20 protein-coding genes are annotated in these 22,843 nt (G+C 61.8%); 1 reads left to right on the forward strand and 19 read right to left on the reverse strand.

Annotation, left to right across the window (positions count from 1 at the left end; all coding sequences use genetic code 11):
• Window positions 1-27 precede the first annotated feature (27 nt).
• From hflC to ndk, 13 genes are all read right to left on the reverse strand, one after another.
• Entirely contained in the window at window positions 28-915 is an 888-nt protein-coding gene (gene hflC / locus AC4BCN_RS21705; protein ID WP_101482164.1) for a protease modulator HflC, read from the reverse strand.
• Window positions 915-2,207, reverse strand: coding sequence for an FtsH protease activity modulator HflK (gene hflK, locus AC4BCN_RS21710; RefSeq protein WP_034752025.1), 1,293 nt, complete (start codon window positions 2,205-2,207; stop codon window positions 915-917). The genes hflC and hflK overlap by 1 nt, the downstream gene beginning before the upstream one ends.
• Window positions 2,208-2,209: 2 nt before the next feature.
• Window positions 2,210-3,433, reverse strand: a complete 1,224-nt coding sequence (gene hflX, locus AC4BCN_RS21715; protein WP_128142407.1) for a GTPase HflX — start codon at window positions 3,431-3,433, stop codon at window positions 2,210-2,212.
• 114 nt (window positions 3,434-3,547) lie between these two features.
• A complete protein-coding gene (gene hfq, locus AC4BCN_RS21720) occupies window positions 3,548-3,784 on the reverse strand; it encodes an RNA chaperone Hfq (RefSeq protein WP_008450615.1) in 237 nt (78 codons plus the stop codon).
• Window positions 3,785-4,025: 241 nt separating this feature from the next.
• Entirely contained in the window at window positions 4,026-5,372 is a 1,347-nt protein-coding gene (gene der, locus AC4BCN_RS21725) for a ribosome biogenesis GTPase Der (RefSeq protein WP_070221915.1), read from the reverse strand.
• 4 nt (window positions 5,373-5,376) lie between these two features.
• The gene (gene bamB / locus AC4BCN_RS21730) at window positions 5,377-6,522 is read right to left on the reverse strand and encodes an outer membrane protein assembly factor BamB (protein WP_128142406.1); all 1,146 of its coding nucleotides are present in this window, start codon (window positions 6,520-6,522) and stop codon (window positions 5,377-5,379) included.
• 85 nt (window positions 6,523-6,607) lie between these two features.
• Window positions 6,608-7,276, reverse strand: coding sequence for a YfgM family protein (locus AC4BCN_RS21735; RefSeq protein ID WP_034752031.1), 669 nt, complete (start codon window positions 7,274-7,276; stop codon window positions 6,608-6,610).
• 54 nt (window positions 7,277-7,330) lie between these two features.
• On the reverse strand, window positions 7,331-8,692 hold the full coding sequence (gene hisS / locus AC4BCN_RS21740; RefSeq protein WP_070301526.1) for a histidine--tRNA ligase: 1,362 nt from the start codon (window positions 8,690-8,692) through the stop codon (window positions 7,331-7,333).
• Between the two features lie 57 nt (window positions 8,693-8,749).
• Complete coding sequence (ispG, locus tag AC4BCN_RS21745) at window positions 8,750-10,024, reverse strand: flavodoxin-dependent (E)-4-hydroxy-3-methylbut-2-enyl-diphosphate synthase (protein ID WP_046685712.1); 1,275 nt, start codon at window positions 10,022-10,024, stop codon at window positions 8,750-8,752.
• A 38-nt stretch (window positions 10,025-10,062) separates the two neighbouring features.
• Entirely contained in the window at window positions 10,063-11,037 is a 975-nt protein-coding gene (locus tag AC4BCN_RS21750; protein ID WP_490491747.1) for a helix-turn-helix domain-containing protein, read from the reverse strand.
• A 13-nt stretch (window positions 11,038-11,050) separates the two neighbouring features.
• Window positions 11,051-11,839 (reverse strand): type IV pilus biogenesis/stability protein PilW, encoded by a 789-nt coding sequence (gene pilW / locus AC4BCN_RS21755; protein ID WP_490491748.1) that lies wholly within the window; start codon window positions 11,837-11,839, stop codon window positions 11,051-11,053.
• An 11-nt stretch (window positions 11,840-11,850) separates the two neighbouring features.
• A complete protein-coding gene (gene rlmN, locus AC4BCN_RS21760) occupies window positions 11,851-13,026 on the reverse strand; it encodes a dual-specificity RNA methyltransferase RlmN (protein ID WP_034752035.1) in 1,176 nt (391 codons plus the stop codon).
• A gap of 125 nt (window positions 13,027-13,151) precedes the next feature.
• Complete coding sequence (gene ndk / locus AC4BCN_RS21765) at window positions 13,152-13,568, reverse strand: nucleoside-diphosphate kinase (RefSeq protein ID WP_034752036.1); 417 nt, start codon at window positions 13,566-13,568, stop codon at window positions 13,152-13,154.
• Between the two features lie 232 nt (window positions 13,569-13,800).
• Between ndk and AC4BCN_RS21770 the strand changes: the two genes are divergently transcribed.
• The gene (locus AC4BCN_RS21770; protein ID WP_411268305.1) at window positions 13,801-14,475 is read left to right on the forward strand and encodes a Bax inhibitor-1/YccA family protein; all 675 of its coding nucleotides are present in this window, start codon (window positions 13,801-13,803) and stop codon (window positions 14,473-14,475) included.
• Window positions 14,476-14,640: 165 nt separating this feature from the next.
• On the opposite strand, the gene AC4BCN_RS21775 is transcribed toward AC4BCN_RS21770, so the two are convergent.
• From AC4BCN_RS21775 to rpoS, 6 genes are all read right to left on the reverse strand, one after another.
• Complete coding sequence (locus tag AC4BCN_RS21775; protein WP_490491749.1) at window positions 14,641-15,486, reverse strand: LysR family transcriptional regulator; 846 nt, start codon at window positions 15,484-15,486, stop codon at window positions 14,641-14,643.
• A 12-nt stretch (window positions 15,487-15,498) separates the two neighbouring features.
• Window positions 15,499-16,659 carry a cyclopropane fatty acyl phospholipid synthase gene (gene cfa, locus AC4BCN_RS21780; RefSeq protein ID WP_490493623.1) on the reverse strand — a complete coding sequence of 387 codons (1,161 nt, stop codon included), beginning with the start codon at window positions 16,657-16,659 and terminating at the stop codon, window positions 15,499-15,501.
• A 242-nt stretch (window positions 16,660-16,901) separates the two neighbouring features.
• On the reverse strand, window positions 16,902-17,936 hold the full coding sequence (locus AC4BCN_RS21785) for a cupin-like domain-containing protein (RefSeq protein ID WP_490491750.1): 1,035 nt from the start codon (window positions 17,934-17,936) through the stop codon (window positions 16,902-16,904).
• Between the two features lie 77 nt (window positions 17,937-18,013).
• Window positions 18,014-19,933, reverse strand: a complete 1,920-nt coding sequence (locus AC4BCN_RS21790; RefSeq protein WP_490491751.1) for a glycosyl hydrolase family 18 protein — start codon at window positions 19,931-19,933, stop codon at window positions 18,014-18,016.
• A gap of 397 nt (window positions 19,934-20,330) precedes the next feature.
• Complete coding sequence (gene rlmD, locus AC4BCN_RS21795; RefSeq protein ID WP_490491752.1) at window positions 20,331-21,674, reverse strand: 23S rRNA (uracil(1939)-C(5))-methyltransferase RlmD; 1,344 nt, start codon at window positions 21,672-21,674, stop codon at window positions 20,331-20,333.
• A gap of 132 nt (window positions 21,675-21,806) precedes the next feature.
• Window positions 21,807-22,838 (reverse strand): RNA polymerase sigma factor RpoS, encoded by a 1,032-nt coding sequence (gene rpoS / locus AC4BCN_RS21800; protein ID WP_128142399.1) that lies wholly within the window; start codon window positions 22,836-22,838, stop codon window positions 21,807-21,809.
• Window positions 22,839-22,843 lie beyond the last annotated feature (5 nt).

Consider the following 22,843-nt stretch of genomic DNA (forward strand, 5'->3'; position numbering starts at 1 on the left):
GCGGCCGGTGGCAGTGTCGATGCTGCCTTACTTCTTGGACGGAGCGGCCGTGCCGTTACCCTTGAAGTACTTGAAGAATTCCGAACTCGGATCGACCACCATCACGTCGCCCTTGTCCTTGAACGTGGCGCGGTAGGCTTCCAGGCTGCGATAGAACTTGTAGAACTCCGGATTCTTGCCAAACGCTTCCGCGTAGATCTGCGATGCCTTGGCATCGCCCTCGCCGCGGATCTTCTCGGCTTCGCGGTACGCTTCTGCCAGGATCACCGTGCGCTGCTTGTCGGCGTCGGCGCGGATTTTCTCGGAGTCGGCCGAACCGGTCGAACGCAGCTCATTGGCCACGCGCACGCGCTCGGACTTCATGCGCTCGTACACGGAGTTGTTGATCTGCTCGACGTAGTCGACGCGCTTCAGGCGCACGTCGACGATTTCCACGCCGATGGCCTTCGCTTCAGCCGAGACCTTCGCCAGGATCGCTTCCATCACCTTGCCGCGCTGGCCCGAGATCACTTCGCGCACGGTGCGCTTGGTGATTTCATCGTTCAGCGCCGCCTTGACGATTTGCGACATGCGGTTGCGGGCCGGTTTTTCATCGCCACCGAAGCTGCGGAAATACAGGCGCGGATCGGCGATGCGCCATTTCACGTAGGCGTCGACGAGGATGTTCTTCTTCTCGGCCGTGATGAAGCGTTCCGGTTCCGGCGTATCCAGGGTCAGGATGCGCTTGTCCAGGTACAGCACGTTCTGGAACGGCGGCGGCAGCTTGAAGTACAGGCCCGGCGTGCTGATGACTTCCTTGACTTCGCCGAGGGCGAAGACGACCGCATACTTACGCTGGTCGACCACGAACACGGTCGAGGACAAGAGCATGATCGCGATAAAGCCCGCGATCAGGGCGGCTACGATACGGTTCATTAGCGGCTCTCCCGTTCACGCGAAGAGCGGCTGTCGCGGCGCTGATTGACTTCTACTGTCGGCATGGCTTCCTGTGGCAAAACGGTGTTGGCTGCGGGTGTCGCGGCAGCACGGGCGGCGGCAGCGGCAGCGTCGGTGGCAGCCGTCTGGGCGATCAGCTTGTCGAGCGGCAGGTACAGCAGATTGCTGCCCGTCTTCGCGTCGACCATGACCTTGCTGGCACTGCTGAACACTTGCTGCATCGTTTCGAGGTACATGCGGTCGCGCGTGACAACCGGCGCCTTCTGGTACTCGACCAGCACCTGCTTGAAGCGCGAAGCATTGCCTGCCGCGTTCTCGGTCACCATCGCGCTGTACGCTGCGGCTTCCTCCATCAGGCGGAAAGCGGCACCGCGGGCTTTTGGAATGACGTCGTTGGCGTAAGCCTGGCCTTCATTCTTCTGGCGTTCGCGGTCCTGGCCTGCCTTGACGGCATCGTCGAAAGCGGCTTGCACCTGCTCCGGCGGCTGCACGGCCTGCATCGTCACGTTGGTGATGACGGCGCCGACCTTGTAGCGGTCGAGAATCTGCTGCATCAGCTGCTGCGTATCGTACGCCACCTTTTCGCGGCCCTCGTACAGCACGAAGTCCATCTTGCTGCGGCCGACCACTTCGCGGATCGCCGTTTCGGCGACCTGGCGCAGGGTGTCTTCCTGGTCGCGCGTGTTGAACAGCCACGCCACGGGATCTTTCAGGGTGTACTGCACCGCGAACTGGATGTCGATGATGTTTTCATCGTCCGTCAGCATCAGCGATTCGCTGGCCTGCTTGTTGCGCAGCGACTGGCGGTAACCCACTTCCACCGTGCGCACTTGCGACACGTTGACGGTTTCGTCGGTCTGGAACGGGTACGGCCAGCGCCAGTTGAAACCGGCCGGCGTGGTGTGGCTGTACTTGCCGAACGTGAGCACGACGCCGTTCTGGCCCTCTTGCACGATGAACGCGCCGCTGGCGAGCCAGATGAAGACGGCGATCACGCCGACCACGCCGGCGGTGATGCCGGCGCCCTTCATGTCGGGACGCGGACCACCGCCACCGCCGTTGTTATTGCCGCCGTTGTCGGGACGGTTCTTCTGTCCGAAAAAGGCGTTCAGGCGCTGATTGAAATCGCGCCACAACTGATCGAGGTCCGGCGGACCTTCGCCGGGCTTTTTGCCTTCTTGGGCTTTCTTGCCGTCGTCCTTGCGATTGCCCCAGCGGGGATCGTTCAGGGACAACTTCAAGCCTGTTTTTTTGAGTAGGGAGACAAGCATAACTATCGTGTTCCGACTTGGGAGTGGGTGGAAATCCTATCGTCCTCGCCAGGCTCTTCGTCCTGGTCCGGGGCGGCGCCATCGTGCTGGTCGTACTGACCGTCAAACTGATCTTCCTGCGGTGCTTCGTCGTTCTGATACAGGTGGGCCGAACCGGGCGCCTTCCTGGCCATCTCGACGATCGCATCGCGCAGCAGGTCGAGCCCGCTGCCCTTCTGCGCACTGACGAACACGCGACTGATCGTAGCATATTCGTCGCGCTCCACCGAGGGCTCCAGCCCGGCCGCATCGATCTTGTTCCACACGAGGATTTGCGGAATATGATCGGCACCTATCTCTTTCAAGACCAGGTTGACCTGCTCGATCTGCTCCATGCGCACCGGCGACGCGGCGTCGACGACGTGCAGCAGCAAATCGGCATGGATGGTTTCTTCGAGCGTGGCGCGGAATGCCGCCACCAGCTGATGCGGCAATTCGCGCACGAAGCCGACCGTGTCGGAGATCACCACGTTGCCCACTTCCTGCCCCAGGTAAACCCGGCGCGAGGTGGTGTCGAGGGTGGCGAACAACTGGTCGGCGACGTACACGCCGGCCTTGGTCACGGCATTGAACAGGGTCGACTTGCCGGCATTGGTATAGCCGACCAGGGACACCGAGAATGTGTGATTGCGGCCGCGCGCACGGCGCTGCGTTTCGCGCTGCTTGTGCAGCTTTTCCAGACGCGCGCGCAAGGCCTTGACGCGCTCGCCGATCAGCCGGCGGTCGGTCTCGAGCTGCGTCTCGCCGGGACCGCGCAAGCCGATACCACCCTTTTGCCGCTCAAGGTGGGTCCAACCGCGGATCAGGCGCGTGGCCAGATGCTGCAGCTGGGCCAGCTCGACTTGCAGCTTGCCCTCGTGGCTCTTGGCGCGCTGCGCGAAGATGTCGAGGATCAGGCTGGTACGGTCGAGCACGCGCACATTCAGGCGCTTTTCCAGATTGCGCTGCTGGGCAGGCGAGAGGGCATGGTTGAAGATGACGATTTCCAGGCCATCGTTGACGACGACGTCGCCAATTTCATCGGCCTTGCCGCTGCCGACGAAATACGCGGAATCGGGACTGGAACGCTTGGCCGTGATGGTGGAAATCGGGTCCGCGCCAGCCGAGCGCGACAACAGCATGAGTTCCTCCATGCTGGCGGCGAAGTCGCTGTGACCGAAGTCAACTCCGACTAGTGCCGCGCGCATGATGGCATCTGATAAGTTGCGGCGGACGCCGACGCCGATGCAAACGCATCAGCGCCGCTGGCGCGGACGGGGGCGATGGACGGTGAAAGGCGCTGGGCCGTCAAGCTCAACGCTTTACTCCGCTTCAGATTCAATATTGAGATTGACGGCACGGGCCGGCACCACTGTCGAGATGGCATGCTTGTACACCATCTGTGTCACCGTATTGCGCAGCAATACGACATATTGATCGAACGATTCGATATGGCCCTGCAATTTAATGCCATTGACCAGATAGATCGAGACAGGAACATGCTCTTTGCGTAATGCATTGAGGAATGGGTCTTGTAACAGTTGCCCTTTGTTGCTCATAACAGCTCCGTTGTTTATGTTGTTGTGTAAGAATTGGAGGCGACTCGCTTGATTTCAAGTGCTCTCACACCTTTCAAAGAAAGAAAGATGCGTCATAGCTACTGTAACCTGTTTTCGCGATCGCTGTCGCGCATGGCGCATTAACACTTTATTATTTTCGTGCAAACAGCCATTAAATGACTGTTGGCGCCGCATTATCTCCGCGGCGCCTTAATATGCACTTAATTCAGCATTTAAAACATTACTTGCTTGGCGTGCGTGCAAACGGGTTTTTACCCGTACGCAATTCGATGCGCAGCGGCGTGCCGACCAGGGCAAACGTATCGCGGAAATGTTTTTCCAGATAACGTTTGTACGGGTCGCCGACGGCGTCGAGCGCATTGCCGTGAATAACGATCACAGGCGGGTTCATGCCGCCCTGGTGCGCATAGCGCAGCTTCGGACGGATCGAACCCTTGCGGCGCGGTTCCTGCTTCTCCACGGCCTCGATCAGGGCGCGCGTCAGCTTCGGCGTCGACAGGTCGCACATGGCGGCCGCATACGCGGCGTTGAGCGACTTCATCAATGGACCGATATTGGTGCCCTTCAGCGCCGAAATGAAATGCATCTGCGCGAACGACAGGAAATCGAGCTTGCGGTCGATGTCGATCTTGATCTCGTCGCGCTGATGCGATTGCAAGCCATCCCATTTATTCACGGCCACGACCAGCGCGCGGCCCGATTCCAGGATGAAGCCGGCGATATGCGCGTCTTGCTCGGAAATATCCTGCTGCGCGTCGAGCATCAGCACGACCACATTGGCTTCGGAAATCGACTGCAGCGTTTTCACGACAGAGAATTTCTCGATCGCTTCAAACACCTTGCCGCGGCGGCGGATACCGGCCGTGTCGATCAAGGTGTATTGCTGGCCATCGCGCTCGAACGGGATTTCAATCGAATCGCGCGTCGTGCCCGGCATGTCGAAGGCGATCACGCGCTCTTCGCCCAGCAAGGTATTGATCAAGGTCGACTTGCCCACGTTCGGACGGCCGACGAGGGCGATCTTGATGCCGCGGTCGGTCTTTTCCAGCTCTTCAGGCTCATCCGGACGCTGCGCGAACGCCAGGTCCAGCATCACTTCGACGAGGTCGTTGACGCCATCGCCGTGCGCCGACGAGATCGCGTACGGATCGCCCATGCCCAATTCATAGAATTCGGACACGACGGCCGTGTAGCGCATGCCTTCGCTTTTGTTGACCACCAGCAAGACCGGGCGACCGCTCTTGCGCAGGAAGTCGACGATGGTCTTGTCATGCGGGGTCAGGCCCTGACGGCCGTCCACGATGAATACCACCACGTCGGCCTCGGCCACGGCCTGCTTGGTCTGCAGTGCCATCTGGTGCATGATGCCTTCCTTGGCGACGGGTTCGAAACCACCCGTATCGATGACCAGGAAGGGACGTTCGCCGACACGGCCTTCGCCATAGTGACGATCGCGCGTCAACCCAGGCAAATCCGCCACCAGCGCATCGCGCGAGCGGGTCAGACGATTGAATAAAGTCGATTTCCCAACATTGGGTCGACCTACTAGTGCAATTACCGGCTTCATTGTATTACTCGACCGCGAGAGCGGTCACTGTCCCTGATTGGGTTTGAAAAATCAAATTCGAACCGGCAACAACGGGAGCCGAAACAATCGGGCTACCGTCGGTGCTGACACGACCTATTAATGCACCATCTTCCCGTGACAGGAAGTGGATATAACCTTGATAATCGCCGACGGCGACGCTGCGGCCGTAGGAGGCCGGTGTCGACAGGCGGCGGCGCGCCAGCGCCTCGTTCTTCCAGGCGCTCTGGCCGCCTTCGCGGCTGAATGCCAAGACGCCGCCCTGATCATCGGCAACAAACACGAAACGCTGGTCGACGGCCACGCCCACGTCGGACGAGATCGGCTTGGTCCAGCGCGGCACGCCCGTGGCGGCGTCGAAACAGCCCGCCTTGCCCTGGTAGGTGACGGCGCACACTTCGCCTTCGAACACCACCGGCGCGCCGGCGATGTCGGAGACGCGTTCAAGTTCGGTAGCGCCGCGCGGTTCGCTGACGACGATCTCCCAGCGTACCACACCGGTGGCCGCCGTCAGTGCCAGCAGCTTGCCGCCAGGCTGGGCCACGTAGATATTGGCGCCGCCCAGCACCATGCCCGGCGCATTGCGCAGGGTCAATGCCGGCGTGGCGCGCTGCACCGTCCACTTGCGCTCGCCCGTCTTGGCGTCGAAGCCGACGATGCGGTTGTCCACGCTGCGTACCACGACCACGCCTTGCCCCACGACGGGCGCCGTCAATACTTCGCTGGACGCCTGCGCCTTCCACAGCTGCTTGCCATCGGCGTCAAACGCCAGTACGGCACCCTTGGCGGCGCCGACGGCCACGACCGTGCCATCGCTGCCGGCGCTCGATGTGATATCGCTGCCGGCCTTGACGCGCCACGTTTCACGGCCGCTGGCCGCATCGAGGCGCGCCAGCGCGCCATCGGCGTTGACCACGTACAGGCTGCTGCCGGCCAGCGCAGGCGTGAATGCATAGACGCCAGCCTTGCCGATCGAATACTTCCAGGCGTCGCGCACGGCGATGCTCGATTTTAACTCGACCAGCTTGGCCGGCTCGGTTTTCGGATCTTTCGAGGCGAACGGGTTCCAGGACGAGCAACCGGCCATCAGGGCCAACAGACTTGCAGCTACCAGCTTTTCAGTGACACGCATAAGTGTTATCCAACCTTTTTCTTGTACTTGTAAGGGCAAGGCAGGCGGCGCACAACGCCACCCGGCCCCGCCATCAGTGTTCCTGTCAGGCGGCGGCCTTGTCAGCCTTGGCCTTGTCTTCCGGTACCGTACCGCCGATTGCTTCCAGTTTGACCTGGATCAGCTGACGGCCTGGATTGTTCTTGTCCGTCGCGGCCAGAGCGGCCAGGTATGCCGTGCGGGCATCGGCCAGCTTGTTTTGCGCCACCAGGATGTCGCCCTTGCGGTCGGCCACGGCGCCGGCAAATTGCGCCACGGAAGCCGTTGCCAGCACTTTCAGCGCTTCATCGTAGGCTTTTTCGTCCAGCAGGACACCGGCCAGGCGCAGCTTGGCGATGGCCTTGTACTCTTCCGTGCCATGCTCGGCCACCCATTGCAGCTGGGTCTTGGCCGTTTTCAGGTCGTTCGCGTCGAACGCCACCTTGGCCGCGGCCAGGGCGCTCATCTGCGCATACGCCGTGCCGCTGAAACGCGACTGCATGTCGCCGGCCGCGCGCATCACCTTGGCCGTGTCCTTGGCGGCGATGGCGTTTTGCAGTTCGTCGTACAGCTGGCCCGCTTGCGCAGCCTGCGTGCGCTGGTAGTACTGCCAGCCAGCCCAGCCGCTGTAGCCTGCCAGCGCCACGATCAGGACCCAGGAGGTCAGATTGCCATTGCGCTGCCACCAGGCCTTGAGGGTTGCCAGTTGTTCTTGTTCTTCGTGATCGTATGCCATGGGTCGTCAGTTTTAATGAGTAGTTGATCGAGGGTAGAACGGTCTTGCTGCAAATCAGTGGTGGTGATGCACGTGGCCGCCAGGACCGTGGTCATGGCCGCAATCGTGGTCGCCGATGATCTGGTCCACCACGTAATCGACGACATCGTCGAACGGCACCGTGTTCTGCTGTGCGCCCGCATCGGCTTCGCGCATGGCTTTCACCGTCGCGACATGGTTGGCGATTTCATCGTCGCCCATGATCACGGCAAATGCCGCGCCGCTGGCGTCCGCCTTTTTCATTTGCGTTTTGAAGCTGCCGCCACCGTTGCTCGCTGCGCAATGTAGCACAACGTCCAGGCCCGCATCGCGAATCCGCTCGGCCAGCACGAACGCTTGCAAGCCTGCCTGCTCGCCCTGGTGCACCAGGTAGACGTCGCATTGGGCTGGCTGTTCCGGCTCAGCCGCATCTTTCATCAGCAGTACCAGGCGTTCGACGCCCATGCCGAAGCCGACGGCGGGCGTCGATTTGCCGCCGAACATTTCCACCATGCCGTCATAGCGGCCGCCGGCGCAGACCGTGCCTTGCGCGCCCAGCTTGTCGCTGACCCACTCGAACACCGTGCGGTTGTAGTAATCGAGGCCGCGCACCAGGCGTGGATTGATGATGAAGGGAATATTGTTATGGTTCAGAATCTTCTGCACGCCGTGGAAATGGGCCAGCGATTCCTCGCCCAGGTACTCGAGCAGCTTCGGCGCGCCATTGACCAGATCCTGCATGGCAGGATTCTTGGTATCCAAAATGCGCAGCGGATTGCTGTGCAGGCGGCGCTTGGCTTCTTCGTCGAGCAGCTCGCTGTGGCTTTCCAGGTAGGCGATCAGGTCGGCGCGGTGGCGCAGGCGCTCGGCCGCGTCGCCAATCGAGTTCAGTTCCAGGCGGATGCCTTCCAGGCCCAGGTCATCCCACAGGCGGCGGGTCATCATGATCAGCTCGGCGTCGATGTCCGGGCCCGTGAAGCCGATGGCTTCCGCGCCGAACTGGTGGAACTGGCGGTAGCGGCCCTTTTGCGGACGCTCGTGGCGGAACATCTGGCCCTTGTACCACAGGCGCTTCGGGCCTTCGTACACGAGGTTGTGCTCGACGACGGCGCGCACTACGCCAGCCGTGCCTTCAGGACGCAGGGTCAGGTTGTCGCCGTTCATCGAATCGGTGAACGAATACATTTCCTTTTCCACGATATCGGTCACGGCGCCGATGGCGCGCGCGAACAGCTTCGTTTCTTCCACGATCGGCGTGCGGATCTGCTGGAAGCCATAGCTTTGCAGCACGGATTGCGCCGTGTTTTCAAACAATTCCCACAGCGGGGCGTCGGCTGGCAAGATATCGTTCATGCCTTTGACGGCGGTGATTTTGTCGAGCTTTTTATTTTCGGACATAGTGTTCTTCTTTGCTTTAACTTGATTGTCGGATGACGCGCACAGCGCTAATCCGACCTACGCCGTTGCCGTGGCGGCGGCGCCGTAATGGCTTTTAACATAATTGAGGACGATGTCCTGGAATTCCTCGACGATGCGTTCGCCGCGCAGGGTGACGACCTTTTCGCCGTCGACGAACACGGGCGCGGCCGGCGACTCGCCCGTGCCGGGCAGGCTGATACCGATGTTCGCATGCTTCGATTCGCCGGGACCGTTGACGATGCAGCCCATGACGGCCACGTTCATCGCTTCCACGCCCGGATACGATTTCTTCCACTCCGGCATCTGCTCGCGCAGATACGTCTGGATGTTGTCGGCCAGTTCCTGGAAGGTGGTCGACGTCGTGCGGCCGCAACCTGGGCAAGCGATGACCATGGGAGCGAACTTGCGCAAGCCCATGGTTTGCAGGATTTCCTGGCCGACGATGACTTCGCGCGTGCGGTCGCCGCCCGGTTCGGGCGTGAGCGAAATGCGGATGGTGTCGCCGATGCCTTCCTGCAGCAGCACGGCCAGGGCCGCCGTCGAAGCGACGATGCCCTTGCTGCCCATGCCCGCTTCCGTCAGGCCCAGATGCAGCGGATAGTCGCAGCGCTGCGCCAGTTCGCGGTACACGGCGATCAGGTCCTGCACGCCCGACACCTTGCACGACAGGATGATCTTGTCGCGACCCAGGCCCAGCTCTTCGGCGCGCACGGCGTTTTCAATCGCCGACGTCACCAGCGCTTCATACATGACGGCTTGCGCCGGCCATGGTTCGGCACGGCCCGCGTTTTCATCCATGATGCGCGCCAGCAAGGCTTGATCGAGGCTGCCCCAGTTCACGCCGATGCGCACCGGCTTGTCGTAGCGGCAAGCCGCTTCGATCATCTGCGCAAATTGCGTGTCGCGCTTGGCGCCCTTGCCCACGTTGCCCGGATTGATGCGGTACTTCGACAGCGCGCGCGCGCAATCAGGGTAATCGTTGAGCAGGGTATGGCCGTTATAGTGGAAATCGCCGACCAGCGGCACGTCGATGTCCATCTTGTCGAGCTGCTCGCGGATGTAGGGCACGGCCGCGGCCGCTTCCGGACGGTCCACGGTCAGGCGCACCAGTTCCGAACCGGCACGCGCCAGTTCCTTGATCTGGATCGCCGTGCCGATGGCGTCGGCCGTATCCGTGTTCGTCATCGACTGCACCACCACGGGGGCGTCGCCGCCCACCCAGATCTGGCGCTGGCCGTGCGCGATCAGCACCTTGCGGCTGTCGCGCCGGCCGGATGGACCGGAGCCGATCGCTGTTTTCGAGGTAGCCATAATATTATCTTCTGAGTTTGCTTGAACGGTTACTGCAATTATTTGATGCTGACGCGCGAGATCGTGCCACCGGCAACGGTCGGCAGCTCCAGCTTGGCGCCGCGCAAGGTTGCCTGCACCACGCCAGGTTTGCCCACCACCAGGGTGGCCGGGCCCGTGATATCGAACGTTTCCGTGCTGCCCGCCTTGACCATGCGCGAAATCAGCGGCGTGCTGCCTGGGCGGCGGATTTCCACCCAGGAATCCTGCTCCACCTTCAGCACGAGCGCATTCGCGCCCACGGCAGGGGCAGCCACGGGCGGCGTGACGGCAGCCGTCGCGGCTGTCGCAGGGGCTGGCGCAGCAGCCGGCGGCACGGCGGCGGCCGGCGCCGAAGCGATGGCGGCAGCCGGAGCGCCCGTCTGCGTATCGTTGCCTGGCGGCGGCGGCACGGAAATCAGAGGCACGGACGGCGACTGCACGGGCGTCAAGTCCTGGCCCGGCTTGACCAGGGTCGTTTCCACGGGACCCACTTCCGCATGCGATGTTTCTTTCCCCGCCTGCGAGGACAGCAGGCTGGCCGGCACATAACCGAGTTTATACGCGCCAAAGGCGGCCGCCACGACGACGGCCACGGCACCGGCGATCCAGAGGGGAGTCTGGTTCGACGAGCGCTGCGTCATCGAGGGGAAGCGCGATTCGGAAAACGTGGCGGAAATTTCGCGCCGCACGGGCGCGGCCGGGTCTTGCGCCGGCGCCGGGTGGACTTCGATCATGGCCACCAGCGGCGCCGCGTCGAGACGCACCACCTTGGCGTAGGCGCGCACGAAACCGCGCACCACGGCCACATTCGGCAAAGCCGCCATGTCGCCCTCTTCCAGCGCGATCACCTGGCGCGGCGCCAGCTTGAGCTGGTCGGCCACCTGCTCCACCGGCCAGCCCAGCGCTTCGCGCTGCGCCTTCAACTGCGCGCCTGCCAACGCCAGATTGCCCTGGGGCTGCTGCTGAGGCGTTTCTGCCCACTCTGAATTCATTGGTATCCCTGTCTCACTCATCAAACGCCCCATTTTGATAAGCAGCATATTCGGGGGAGCCGGAATGGTGGTTGCGCAAATGCGCCCCCAGGCCAGCTTCCGCACCCGCATCCCCGAGCTTATGCTGCACCTTGATCCCGAGCCACAGCACATCGGCCGTCTGGCTCTCCATTGTTGCTATCTTACCGAGCCGCTGCAAATAATAAGCCGCCTGCCGGTAGTCTTGCTGTTGGTAATACACGCGCACCAGGCCGGCGTTCGTCACTGCCACGTCCGGTGCGATGCGTACGGCGCGCATCCAATACGCGCCCGCACGCGGGTAATCGTTCAGGGCCAAGCTGCAAGCGCCCCCATTGTTGAGCGCCTTTTCCGGCGATACATACGCCGCGTCCGCCAATGCCGCATCGAAATACGCCAGCGATTGCGCGGCGCGTCCCGTCTGGCACAAAAACAGGCCGTAATTATTGCTCAACTCAGGATTGTGGGGCGCAAGGCGCAAAGCGTAAAGGAAATCTTTCTCGGCAGACGCAGTTTGCCGCTGGGCCGCGAGGATCAGGGCGCGCACGCCATACGCTTGCGCATCGTTCGGCGCCAGCTGCACGGCTTGCTGCGCTTCGGCCAGGGCCACGTCGAGCTGGCCTTGCGCATAGTACGCGCTGGCCAGCTGCAAGCGCAGCGCGGCACGCTCCGGCGCACCTGCCTGCACGTCCTTGGCGACAGTCTGCGGCGTGGAAGAGGCACAGCCGACCAGCAGCACGGCCAGGCAAACAGCGGCCACAGCGAGCGAGCGTTGGTAAGCCATGCCTTCCCTCATCAGGAGCGGATCTCCACGATCTTGCCGAAATTGGCACCAAATTTCTGTTGATACTCAGTCATCTTTTCCATCCGTTCCTGCACCCGGGTGCGGTCCTTGACTTCACCGGCCAGCTGGCCGCAGGCCGCATCGATATCGTCGCCGCGTGTCTTGCGCACGGTGGTGATGATGCCGCCGTCCATCAGCACCTGGGCGAAGGCCTTGATGCGCGGGTTTTTCGAGCGGAACAGGCCCGACTCGGGGAAAGGGTTGAACGGAATCAGGTTGAATTTGCAGTTCACGCCGAACTCGCGGTCTTGCACCAGCGCCAGCAGTTCGCGCGCGTGCTCGTCGCTGTCGTTGACGCCGTCCAGCATGCAGTATTCAAACGTGATGAAATCGCGCGGGGCGAATTCCAGGTAGCGCTTGCAGGCCGCCATCAATTCCTTCAGCGGGTATTTCTTGTTCAATGGGATCAAACCGTCGCGCAAGGCATCGTTCGAGGCGTGCAGCGAGACGGCCAGGGCCACCGGCACTTCCTGCGACAGCTTGTCCATCATCGGCACGACGCCCGACGTCGACAGGGTCACACGGCGGCGCGACAGGCCGTAGGCGTTGTCGTCGAGCATCAATTTCAGGGCCGTGACGGTCGGTTCAAAGTTCAGCAGGGGCTCGCCCATGCCCATCATGACCACGTTGGTGATCTGGCGCTCGCCTTTCGGGCCCGGTTCGATGCCCTTGGTGCGGCGCAATTCGAATTCCGCCATCCACAGCTGGCCGATGATTTCGCCGACACTGAGGTTGCGGTTGAAGCCTTGCTTGCCCGTCGAGCAGAAACGGCAGTTCACGGCGCAGCCGGCCTGGGTCGAGATGCACAGGGTGCCGCGGTTTTCTTCCGGGATGAACACGGTTTCCACGGCATTGCCATTGCCCACGTCGACCAGCCACTTGCGCGTGCCATCCGTCGACGTGTGGTCGCTGATGATGGCCGGGGCGCGCACTTCGGCGCGCGTGGCCAGCTTGTCGCGCAGCGACTTGGCCAGATCCGTCATGGCGTCGAAATCGGAGGCGCCGAACTGGTGTATCCAACGTTGTAATTGTTTCGCACGAAACGGTTTCTCTCCCAACTCGGCGCAGTAAGCGATGAGTTGCGCGGGATCGAGGTCCAGCAAGTTGGTGAGGGTCGTCGTATTCATGATCTTGTCTATTCTAAAAATCCGTCCCCGCGCGCATCCGGAGCGAAAACTCCACAGCGCAGCGGGAACAGGGGGTGATAAGTTATTTCACAGATAACGCCAGGAAATAACGTTATCTAAGGCAATTAAGCCTTCAGTTCTGGGAAGAAGTAAGCGATTTCCACTTTAGCAGCTTCGACAGCGTCGGAACCGTGTACGGCGTTAGCGTCGATCGAATCGGCGAAATCGGCGCGGATCGTGCCTTTTTCTGCTTTCTTCGGATCGGTCGCGCCCATCAGGTCACGGTGGGCCAGAACGGCGTTTTCGCCTTCCAGGGCTTGAATCATGACTGGACCGGAAACCATGAAGTCGACCAGATCCTTGAAGAAGCCGCGTTCTTTGTGCGCTGCGTAGAAGCCTTCAGCTTGTTCGCGCGACAGTTGGGTCATGCGTGCTGCAACGATTTTCAGGCCAGCGTTTTCAAAACGCGAGTAGATTTGACCGATTACGTTTTTTGCAACTGCGTCTGGTTTGATGATCGACAGGGTGCGTTCGATTGCCATGTGTGAAAACTCCAATAAAAAGTAAGGTTTAAAACGGTAAATTGAGAACTCAATCAACCTTTGATTTTACCATACTCCACCCCATATCACCCAGACAGGCAGGGGCATCTTGCCGCCCTGTCCCTGTTTAATGAAATCTTAAGCTGCTTTTTTGGCAAATTCCGGCCCTCATGCTATCCTTGAGTAAAGCAGTAATTTGAATTGACAACACGGAGGCACTATGAATCAGAACATGCAACGCACCTTTGACCTGTCGGGGGGCATGCAGCAAGTCCGCCATCAGGTCTTGCGCAACACTTACTGGCTGCTGGCGCTGTCCATGATCCCGACCGTGCTGGGCGCCTTCATCGGCGTGCAAATGCATTTGCCGATGCTGACCGGCGGCATGGGCTTCATCATCTTCATGGCCGTCGCATTCGGCTTCATGTACGCGATTGAAAAGACCAAGAACTCGGGCCTCGGCGTCGCCGTCCTGCTGGGCTTTACCTTCTTCATGGGCCTGATGCTCACGCCACTGTTGACGCGCACGCTCGGCTACTCGAACGGCGGCATGCTGATCATGACGGCATTCGGCGGTACGGCCACCATCCTGGCCGTGATGGCGACGATCGCCACGGTCTCGAAGCGCGACTTCTCGGCCATGGGCAAATGGCTGTTCGCGGGCGTGATCGTGCTGATCCTGGCATCGGTGGCGAATATTTTCCTGGGCCTGTCGGCACTGTCGATCGTGATCTCCATGGTTGCCATCGCCATCTTCTCGGCCTACATCCTGTATGACGTGCAGCAAATCATCAACGGCGGCGAGACCAACTACATCTCGGCCACCCTGCGCATCTACCTGGACGTGTACAACATCTTCACCAGCCTGTTGTCTTTGCTGGGCTTCGCCGGCGGCAGCCGCGACTAAGCGCTAGCGCAAAAACGCCCAGGGCGGCGTTGCAGTGCCTCGCCGTACTAGTCGTACTGTCTTCGGCACCGCGCCTTGCCCTGAACGTTTTATGCTCTGCGCTTATGCGCATGAGCAGGATAAAAAAAGCCGACCCTCGGGTCGGCTTTTTTACGTCTCACACATTTACTTGATTCTCTCCGCCACCTCGAGCAGGCAGGCGCGGGCGCGGTCCAGGGTCGGGTTGTCGCGCTGGGCCGCGTAGACGGCGTAGGCGGAATGCGAGAATTCGGGCGCGTCGCGCACGCGGTGCAGCAAGCCCGCATCGAGATAGGGTTGCGCGCTGCCGATGCGGAAGTAACTGGCACCGCCCGCTTCCAGCAGGTAGACGAGGGCCAACGGCCCCAGCGAGATCGACACGGGCGGGCTGCTCAGTTCCGGATACGCGGCCTGGTGGTTCGCGGCAAACGCCGGGCCCCAGTCCACGTACACGTATGTATCGACATGCATCTGCCCGTCCGCGCGCGTGGTCACCATCACGAGCTTTTCCTCGGCCAGCAATTCGCTGGCCAGGCCCGGACGCTGCGGCGGGTTGTACAGCACGGCCAGGTCGAGCGAGCCGTCGTGCACGGCGTCGAGCAGGCGCGCGGGGCTGTCGACTTCCGCGCGCAGGGCGATCTCGGGGCAATCGCGGCTCATGCGTATCAACCAGTCGCCCAGCAGCGGCTGCCACAAGCTCAGTTCGCAGCCGATGCTGACGGCGTCGTCGCGCCCCGGCGGCAAGGCCACCTGATGGCGCGCCCGTTCCCACACCTGCACCATGGTGGCCGCATGGCGCATGAAGCGCTCGCCGGCCGGCGTCAGGCGCGCGCCCGCCTTGTTGCGCACGAACAGCTGGCGCCCCAGCTGCTGCTCCAGGGTGCGGATGCGGGCGCTGACGGCCGTCTGTGTCACGTGCATGCGTTCGGCCGCCATGATGAAGCTGCCGCAGGACGCCACTTCGAGGAAGGTACGCGCTTGATTGATATCCATCAGCCCATGATATCAGCTGACACGCCCATAGCCGCCCAATACCCCCCGCTTCGACAGCACCCATTGCCACAGCTGCAGGTCGCGCGCGCGGAAGGCGCCCGCGCAAGACAGCAGATAGTAGGACCACATGCGGTGGAAGCGCCCGCCCAGCTGGGCGGCAAAGCGCGGCCACGCCTGCTCAAAATTCGCATGCCAGGCCATCAGGGTCTTGTCGTAGTCGGCGCCGAAGTTGTGCAAGTCTTCGGCTACGAACAGATCGTCCATGGCGTCGCCGATCTGGCCGATCGACGGCAAGTCGCCATTCGGGAAGATGTATTTGTCGATCCACGGGTCGCACGTGGAATGGCGCTTGTTTTTGCCTATCGTGTGCAGCAGGAACAGGCCGTCGTCTTCCAGGCAGCGGTGCGCCACTTCCATGAAGGTACGGTGATTCTTGTGGCCCACGTGCTCGAACATGCCGATGCTGACGATGCGGTCGAATTTTTCATCGGTGTCGCGGTAGTCCTGCAGGCGGATGTCCAGCTGTTCGCCGCCCGGCATGGCGCGCGCATACGCGGCCTGCTCTTGCGAAATCGTCACGCCCACGCACCGCACCTGGTATTTTTCCGCCGCATAGCGCATGAAACTGCCCCAGCCGCAGCCGATATCGAGCACGCGCATGCCCGGCTCCAGGCGCAGCTTGCGGCAGACCAGATCGAGCTTGGCCTCCTGCGCCTCGGCCAGGTTGGCCGCATCCTTCCAGTAGCCGCAGGTATAAGTCATGCGCGGGTCGAGCATGGCCGCATAGAAGGCGTTACCGAGGTCGTAGTGCTCCTTGCCCACCATCCAGGCGCGGCGTTCCGTCTGCAGATTGAACAGGCGCGCGGTCAGCGCGTGGAAGGCCAGGCGCATGGGGCGCACGTCGTCGCCCAACCTGGCGCGCAGCAAATGGCAAAAGAATTCGTCGAGCTGCTGCGCATCCCAGTCGCCGTCCATGTACGCTTCACCGAGGCCCAGGTTGCCGCTGGCGAAGGCGCGCTCGGGCACGCCCGGCTTGCGCAGCTGCATGTCCCAGGCGGCGCGGCCATTCAAATGGATGTCGGCCCTGGCCAGCAGCTCGGCCGCTTCGCGGGTCAGCCGCGTGTCGAGCCGAAGTTCAGTACGATCTGCTGGTGCTTGCTGTAACTGTGTCATGTGCTGCGTGTTCATGCCCTGCCGCCTCCAGATGTTGTTGGTACTGGCGCCGTGCCAGCCATCAAATTATCCGCCCGCCACCGCCCTCTGGATAATGAAACATCGTGGCCGTTCATATCAAAATAATTGCTTCAAAATGATTTGAATCACATATTTTATGGAAATATCTTATACAAGAAGCGCACCGTAGCATGAAAAAAGCCGCCCGTAAGGCGGCTGTTCGCGGCAAGTTCGCCCCGCCATCAAAAGTCGTGATTCGGCGGATACTTGCTGTAAAAATCGTTATCCCATTTGAAGTTGGTAAACGCCACCGTCATCGATACGTCGAGCGCTTCGACGAAATGCCAGCAGCCGACGGGCAAAAACAGGATCTCGCCTGGCGCCAGCACGCATTCGCGCACCTGTACGTCGGCCATCAGCGGATAGCGCCGCACGTCGATGTCGCGCCCGTCGACGGGCGTAAAACAGTGGCGCTGGTTGTACACGCGCGCCACCTCGCAGGCGGCCATGATGCGCAGCCGCTTGCGCCCTTTGACCTGCGCCATGAAGTTGTTCGTCAGGTCGTGGTGGAATGGCGTCACGGTGCCGGCCGGGCCGAACCACAGAAAACCCGTGGGGACGCCATCCTGCTTCAGGTATTCGGGCAGCTGGCCGATATCGTCCCACAGCTCGCGCAAGGCTTGCCGGTTCTGCGAATTGTTATTCGCCGTCATGTAGAAATCGTTGGTCGCGCCGCTGCCCTCGACCAGGCTCGCATACTCGCCAAACGCCATCTTGCGCTTGTGGGCCACGCTGTTCATTTCGTACTGATCGTCCGCCTCGCGGCCGAACTGCACTTCCACTTCGCGCTGCGCGTAATGCTCGCGGAAATAGACGGGGCTCCACTTGGCCATGGCGGGCCAGTCGTCCATCATGCCCGTGATGATGACGGGCTGGTTGGTCGAGTAGTACTCGTCGAGGAATTCCTGCGCGGAGAGCTTGTCGCGGCGGGGAATCTCGGGGTCGCGCAGCTGGTTCAGCTTGCGCTGGATATCGATCACCCAGTCGCGCTTGGCCAGGCGGTTCGACAGGCGCACGGCGCCGGCCAGATAGGGACTCTGCAGCGCCAGCTCGATTTCGCGGCGCGCCAGTGGCTCCGCGATGCCCGCCTGTTGCAGCACCGGCATCAACGCCGACGGGTGGCTGCCCAGCATGAGGTTTTCCGCGATCCAGCTGCGCCACTCGCGGCTCAGCTCCTGTTCCGGATGTTTTACTCCGAATGTCGATACCGCCGCCATCGCCCGTCTCCTGTTTTTTATGTGAACAAGCGGCCGGGCAGCAATGCCGCCCGGCCGCGTCTTACTCTACTCCAGTGTTACCGCACTTTCCACACCTCGGTCGCCAGCACGCCATTCGCGTCGCCATCGAGTTCCCACGAGAACGCGCCGCGCAAGCCCTGGTCCTTCACGTACTTGACCTTGGTGCCGATGACGGTCGGGTCGTCATAGCTCCACCACTGGCCGCCCGCTCCCGTGTACAGGTACAGCTGCTTGGTCACGGGATGGTAGTAGCGCGTGCCAGCCTTGGCGACAAGGATTTTGTAGTCCTCGATGCCCGACTCGTAGGTGCCCGGCGCCGTGCCCGTGGCCGCCTGGTACAGGCCATCGCCATTCGGCCCTGGCGCCACGCCCGTCCAGCCGCGGCCATAGAACGGTATGCCCAGCAGCAGCTTGTCGCGCGGCACGCCAGCGGCAATCATGTACTGCACCGCCTTGTCGCCCACGTATTCGCGCGCCATGCCCGTCGATGGATCGGCAGGGTCGGCAAACAGCTGGGCATTGAAGTTGGTGCTCGTTTCCCAGCCGCCGTGGAAGTCGTAGGTCATCAGGTTGATCCAATCCATGTACTGCGAGTACAGGGCCGGTTCCGTGTTGTCGATCTTGTCCTTGCCGGCGCCGACAGCCGCCGTCAACAGGTAGCGCTTGCCGTTGGCCGCGCCCAGCGCATCGAGCTGGCTGCGGAATTCCGCCATCAGCAAGGTGAAGTTGCGCTTGTCGTTGGGGCTGACCGTGTTGTACGGCTGGCCGCCGCCGACCGGATATTCCCAGTCGATGTCGATGCCGTCAAAGATGTTGGCCGCCGCGCCCACGCCGCCACGACCGCCCTGCACCGGCAGGTTGCCCTTGATGTAGATGTCGATGCACGAACGCACCATCTGCTTGCGCAGCGCATCGGTGGCAGAACCGACGGAGAAGTTCTTCGACCAGCTCCAGCCGCCCAGCGAGATGAACAGCTTCAGGTTCGGGTGCGCCGCCTTCAGTTTTCTCAACTGCAGGAAGTTGCCCGACAAGGGAGCATCCCAGGGAATCGCCTGGCCATCAACGGTGCGCTTCGGCGTGCGGATGTAGTCGGCCTCGGCATCGCCACCCGTGCCCGCATCGGGCGAATTCGGATTCGTCGCGCCCGGCTCCGTCTTGGTGATCATGGCGCATTCATAGCCGCCGTTTTTCGGATAGATATTGCCGAAGGCGTAGTTGATGAAGGTCAGCTTGTCGGCCACGCCGCTCGTGTGCACGTTCGCCACTTCATAGTCGCGGCCATACACGCCCCACTGCGCGAAATAGGAACCGACTTCGCGGCCAGTTGGGGTTGGCGTTGGAGTAGGTGTCGGGGTTGGAGTAGGTGTCGGCGTTGGAGTAGGCGTCGGCGTCGGTGTCGGAGTAGGCGTTGGGGTAGGCGTCGGGGTTGGAGTAGGCGTGGTGCTGCAGATCTCCTGGCTGGTCCATGGCTTGCCCGTGCCGGCGCCGCCGCTGCTGGTCGACGGGTTGTCGCCCTGCGTCCAGTAATTGGCGCGGTAGTTCGTGCCCGCATAGCTGACGGTGGCGCCCGCGCTGTAAGCCGTGCCGGCCGCCCACGCCAGTGCGCAGGTGCCGCCCGTTGGCGTCGGGGTCGGAGTCGGTGTTGGGGTCGGCGTTGGTTCCGGTGTCGGGGTCGGGGTCGGCGTCGGCGTGGGCGTGGTGCCGCCGTCGCAAGTGCCGCCGGCGCTCCACAGGCTAGGCGTGGAAACGGGATTCCAGCCCGAGCCCACGTGATCGGTCTGCGTCACCAGGGCCGTGTAGTTGGCGCCCAGGTACGTGACCACCGTGCCCGCGTTGTAGGTGCCGCCCTCCTGCCATGGCACGCAAGCGACGACCGTGCTGGCCGCCAGCAATTGCGAACCAGCCGGCGCGCCTGCGTCACCGCCGCCGCCACCGCATGCCGCCAGCACACCGCCGCTGGCCAGACATACCATCATGTTCCTGATTGTTTTTTTGAGTATTAAATTTTCCACATTGTCTCCTGTTCAGGTTTGCAGAAATGCCACTCTGCTTCGTAAATAACTACCCTGTGATTTTGTTTTTTTGCAGTTGCAAGAACAGCATGCTGCTGAAAAAATAGGCGGTCAAGTGGTTTTGAAGTGGCATCAAAGTGAGCAATACCACTTCAAACAGAAAGCGCAGCGGAAGGTGTAAACGGCGTGTTGTCCTACTGGACAATGAAAAAACGGCAGAGGGAGGATGAAAAAAGACGCTGAATCGGGAAAAGACAGACCAGTTTTATAACACGGTGTAAGTGGTATTGCGACAGCTTGCTGCGCCGCTGAATGCGGCAACGGCGGGTGCCTGCCTGGCCACCCGCCGTATCAGACAGACTTACTGAGGCAAATCAAATACAGCCATCGATTCGACATGCGAGGTATGCGGGAACATATTGACCACGCCCGCCTTGCTCAGCACATAACCGGCTTCCAGCGCCAGGATGCCGGCATCGCGCGCCAGGGTCGACGGGCTGCACGAGACGTACACGATGCGTTTCGGCAGCAGATCCGGGCGCACTTGCGACAGGCCGACCAGCGCCTGGCACAGGGCCATGGCGCCGTCGCGCGGCGGGTCGACGAGGATGCGGTCAAACTTGCCCAGCGCGATCAGGTCGTCCGTCGTCACTTCAAACAGGTTGCGCGTCGAGAACGAGGTTTTTTCCGCCAGGCCATTGGCCAGCGCGTTTTCCAGCGCCCGCTCCGTCAGGGTGGTGCTGCCTTCGATACCGACCACTGCGCTGCCCTGCGTGGCCAGCGGCAAGGTGAAATTGCCCAGGCCGCAGAACAGGTCGGCCACGCGGTCCGTCGGCTGCACTTCCAGCAGGCGCAGAGCTTTCGACACGAGCACGCGGTTGATGTGGTGGTTCACCTGCGTGAAATCGACGGGCTTGAACGGCATCTTGACGCCGAATTCCGGCAGCAAATAATGCAATTGCTTGTCGAGCGGGTAGAACGGCACGGCCGTTTCCGGGCCTTTCACCTGCAGCCACCATTGCACGCCGTACTCGTCGGCAAAGGCTTTCAATTTCGTTTCGTCGTCCGCCGTCAACGGCGCCATGATGCGCAAGACCATGGCGGTGACGTCTTCGCCCACGGCCAGCTCGATCTGCGGCATCTGGTCGAAAATCGACAGCGAAGCGATCAGGCCGCGCAGCGGCAGCAGCATGGCGGAAATGTGCGGCGGCAGGATCTCGCAGCTATCCATGTCGGCAACGAACGCCGATTTCTTTTCATGGAAACCCACCAGCACGGCGTCTTTCTTCTTGACGTGGCGCACGGACAGGCGCGCGCGGTAGCGGTAGCCCCACGTCGGGCCATACATGGGACGCATGATGCTTTGCGGACGCACCTTGCCGATATGCCACAGATTGTCTTCCAGCACGCGCTGCTTGATCGCCACCTGCGCCGACGGTTCCAGGTGCTGCATCGAACAGCCGCCGCAATTGTCGAAATGCTTGCACTTGGGCGTCACGCGCATAGCCGATTCGCGGTGCAGCGCCGTCATGCGGGCCATTTCCCAGTTCTTCTTTTTCTTGAACGTTACAAAGCTGACGCGCTCGCCCGGCAATGCGCCTTCGACAAACACGACCTTGCCCGGCGAGCCGTCTTCGTTCTCAATATGGCCAACGCCACGGGCGTCCATGTCGAGCGATTTGATTTCGATGATATTTTCTTGCATAGCGATCAATAGGTAAGAGTGGGCCAGGACGCAGGGCCGCGCTGGAACTTGAAAGAATGGGGGAAAGGTCAGGCGCCGCGAGCGGGGCGTATGATAGCAGATGCGGCCCCGGAAATACCGGGACCGGGCGTCCTAGAGCAGAGAGTCGCGCACGACGCCGCGCGCGGCCATGGCCCTCTTGAGCTTGATCAAGGCTTCCTGCTGGATCTGGCGCACGCGCTCGCGCGTCACGCCCATTTCCTCGGCCAGGGTTTCCAGGGTGGCCGGATCGTCGTTGTCGAGGCCGAAACGGCGCATGATGACGACGCGCTGCTTGTCGGGCAGCTTGGTCAGCCAGTCGCGCACCAGCACCGTCATTTCATGGTGTTCGGCGCGCGCGTCGGGGCTGTCTTCGCTGGCGCCGGGCAGCATGTCCATCAAGGACGACTGCGGGTCGTTGTCGAGCGGCGCGTCGAGCGAGGTGGCGTGCTCGGACAGGGCCAGGATATCCTGCACTTCCTCCACGGGACGGCCCACCAGATGGGCGATGTCTTCCGCCGTGGCATCCTTGCCGTCGTGGTGCTGGGCTTCCAGGTGGTATTTGCCGCGAAGGATCTGGTTCAGTTCGCGCACCATATGCACGGGCAGGCGCACCGTGCGCGCCTGGTTCATGATAGCGCGCTCGATGCTCTGGCGTATCCACCAGGTGGCGTAGGTAGAGAAACGGAAACCGCGTTCGGGCTCGAACTTGTCGATGGCCCGCATCAGGCCGATGTTGCCCTCCTCGATCATGTCGAGCAAGACCACGCCGCGGTTGATGTAATGCTTGGCGATCGACACGACGAGGCGCAGGTTGTGCTCGATCATGGTTTGCCGGGCTTCGAAATTGCCCTGCTTGGCAAGGGTGGCGTAATGCACCTCTTGCGGCGCCGTCAGCAGGGGCCGCGTGCCGATCTGGTTCAGATAGTGCTGCGTGGTATCGGTCGACAGCTCGGCCGCCAGCACTTTTTTCAGTTCATCGACACTTTCGACCACCACGCTGACGCTGGCCACCTCGCCGCCCTCGCCCGCGTCGACGGCGTCAATGCCGTCGAGCTCGCCGATATCGTCCGTCACGACTTCGTCTGCCCCGTCTTCCGGCAGTTCCGGGTCATCGTCCAGCTGATCGTGCGGCGCGTGTGTCATTGCTT

It is taken from the genome of Janthinobacterium sp. Bl 1 (genome assembly GCF_058215535.1).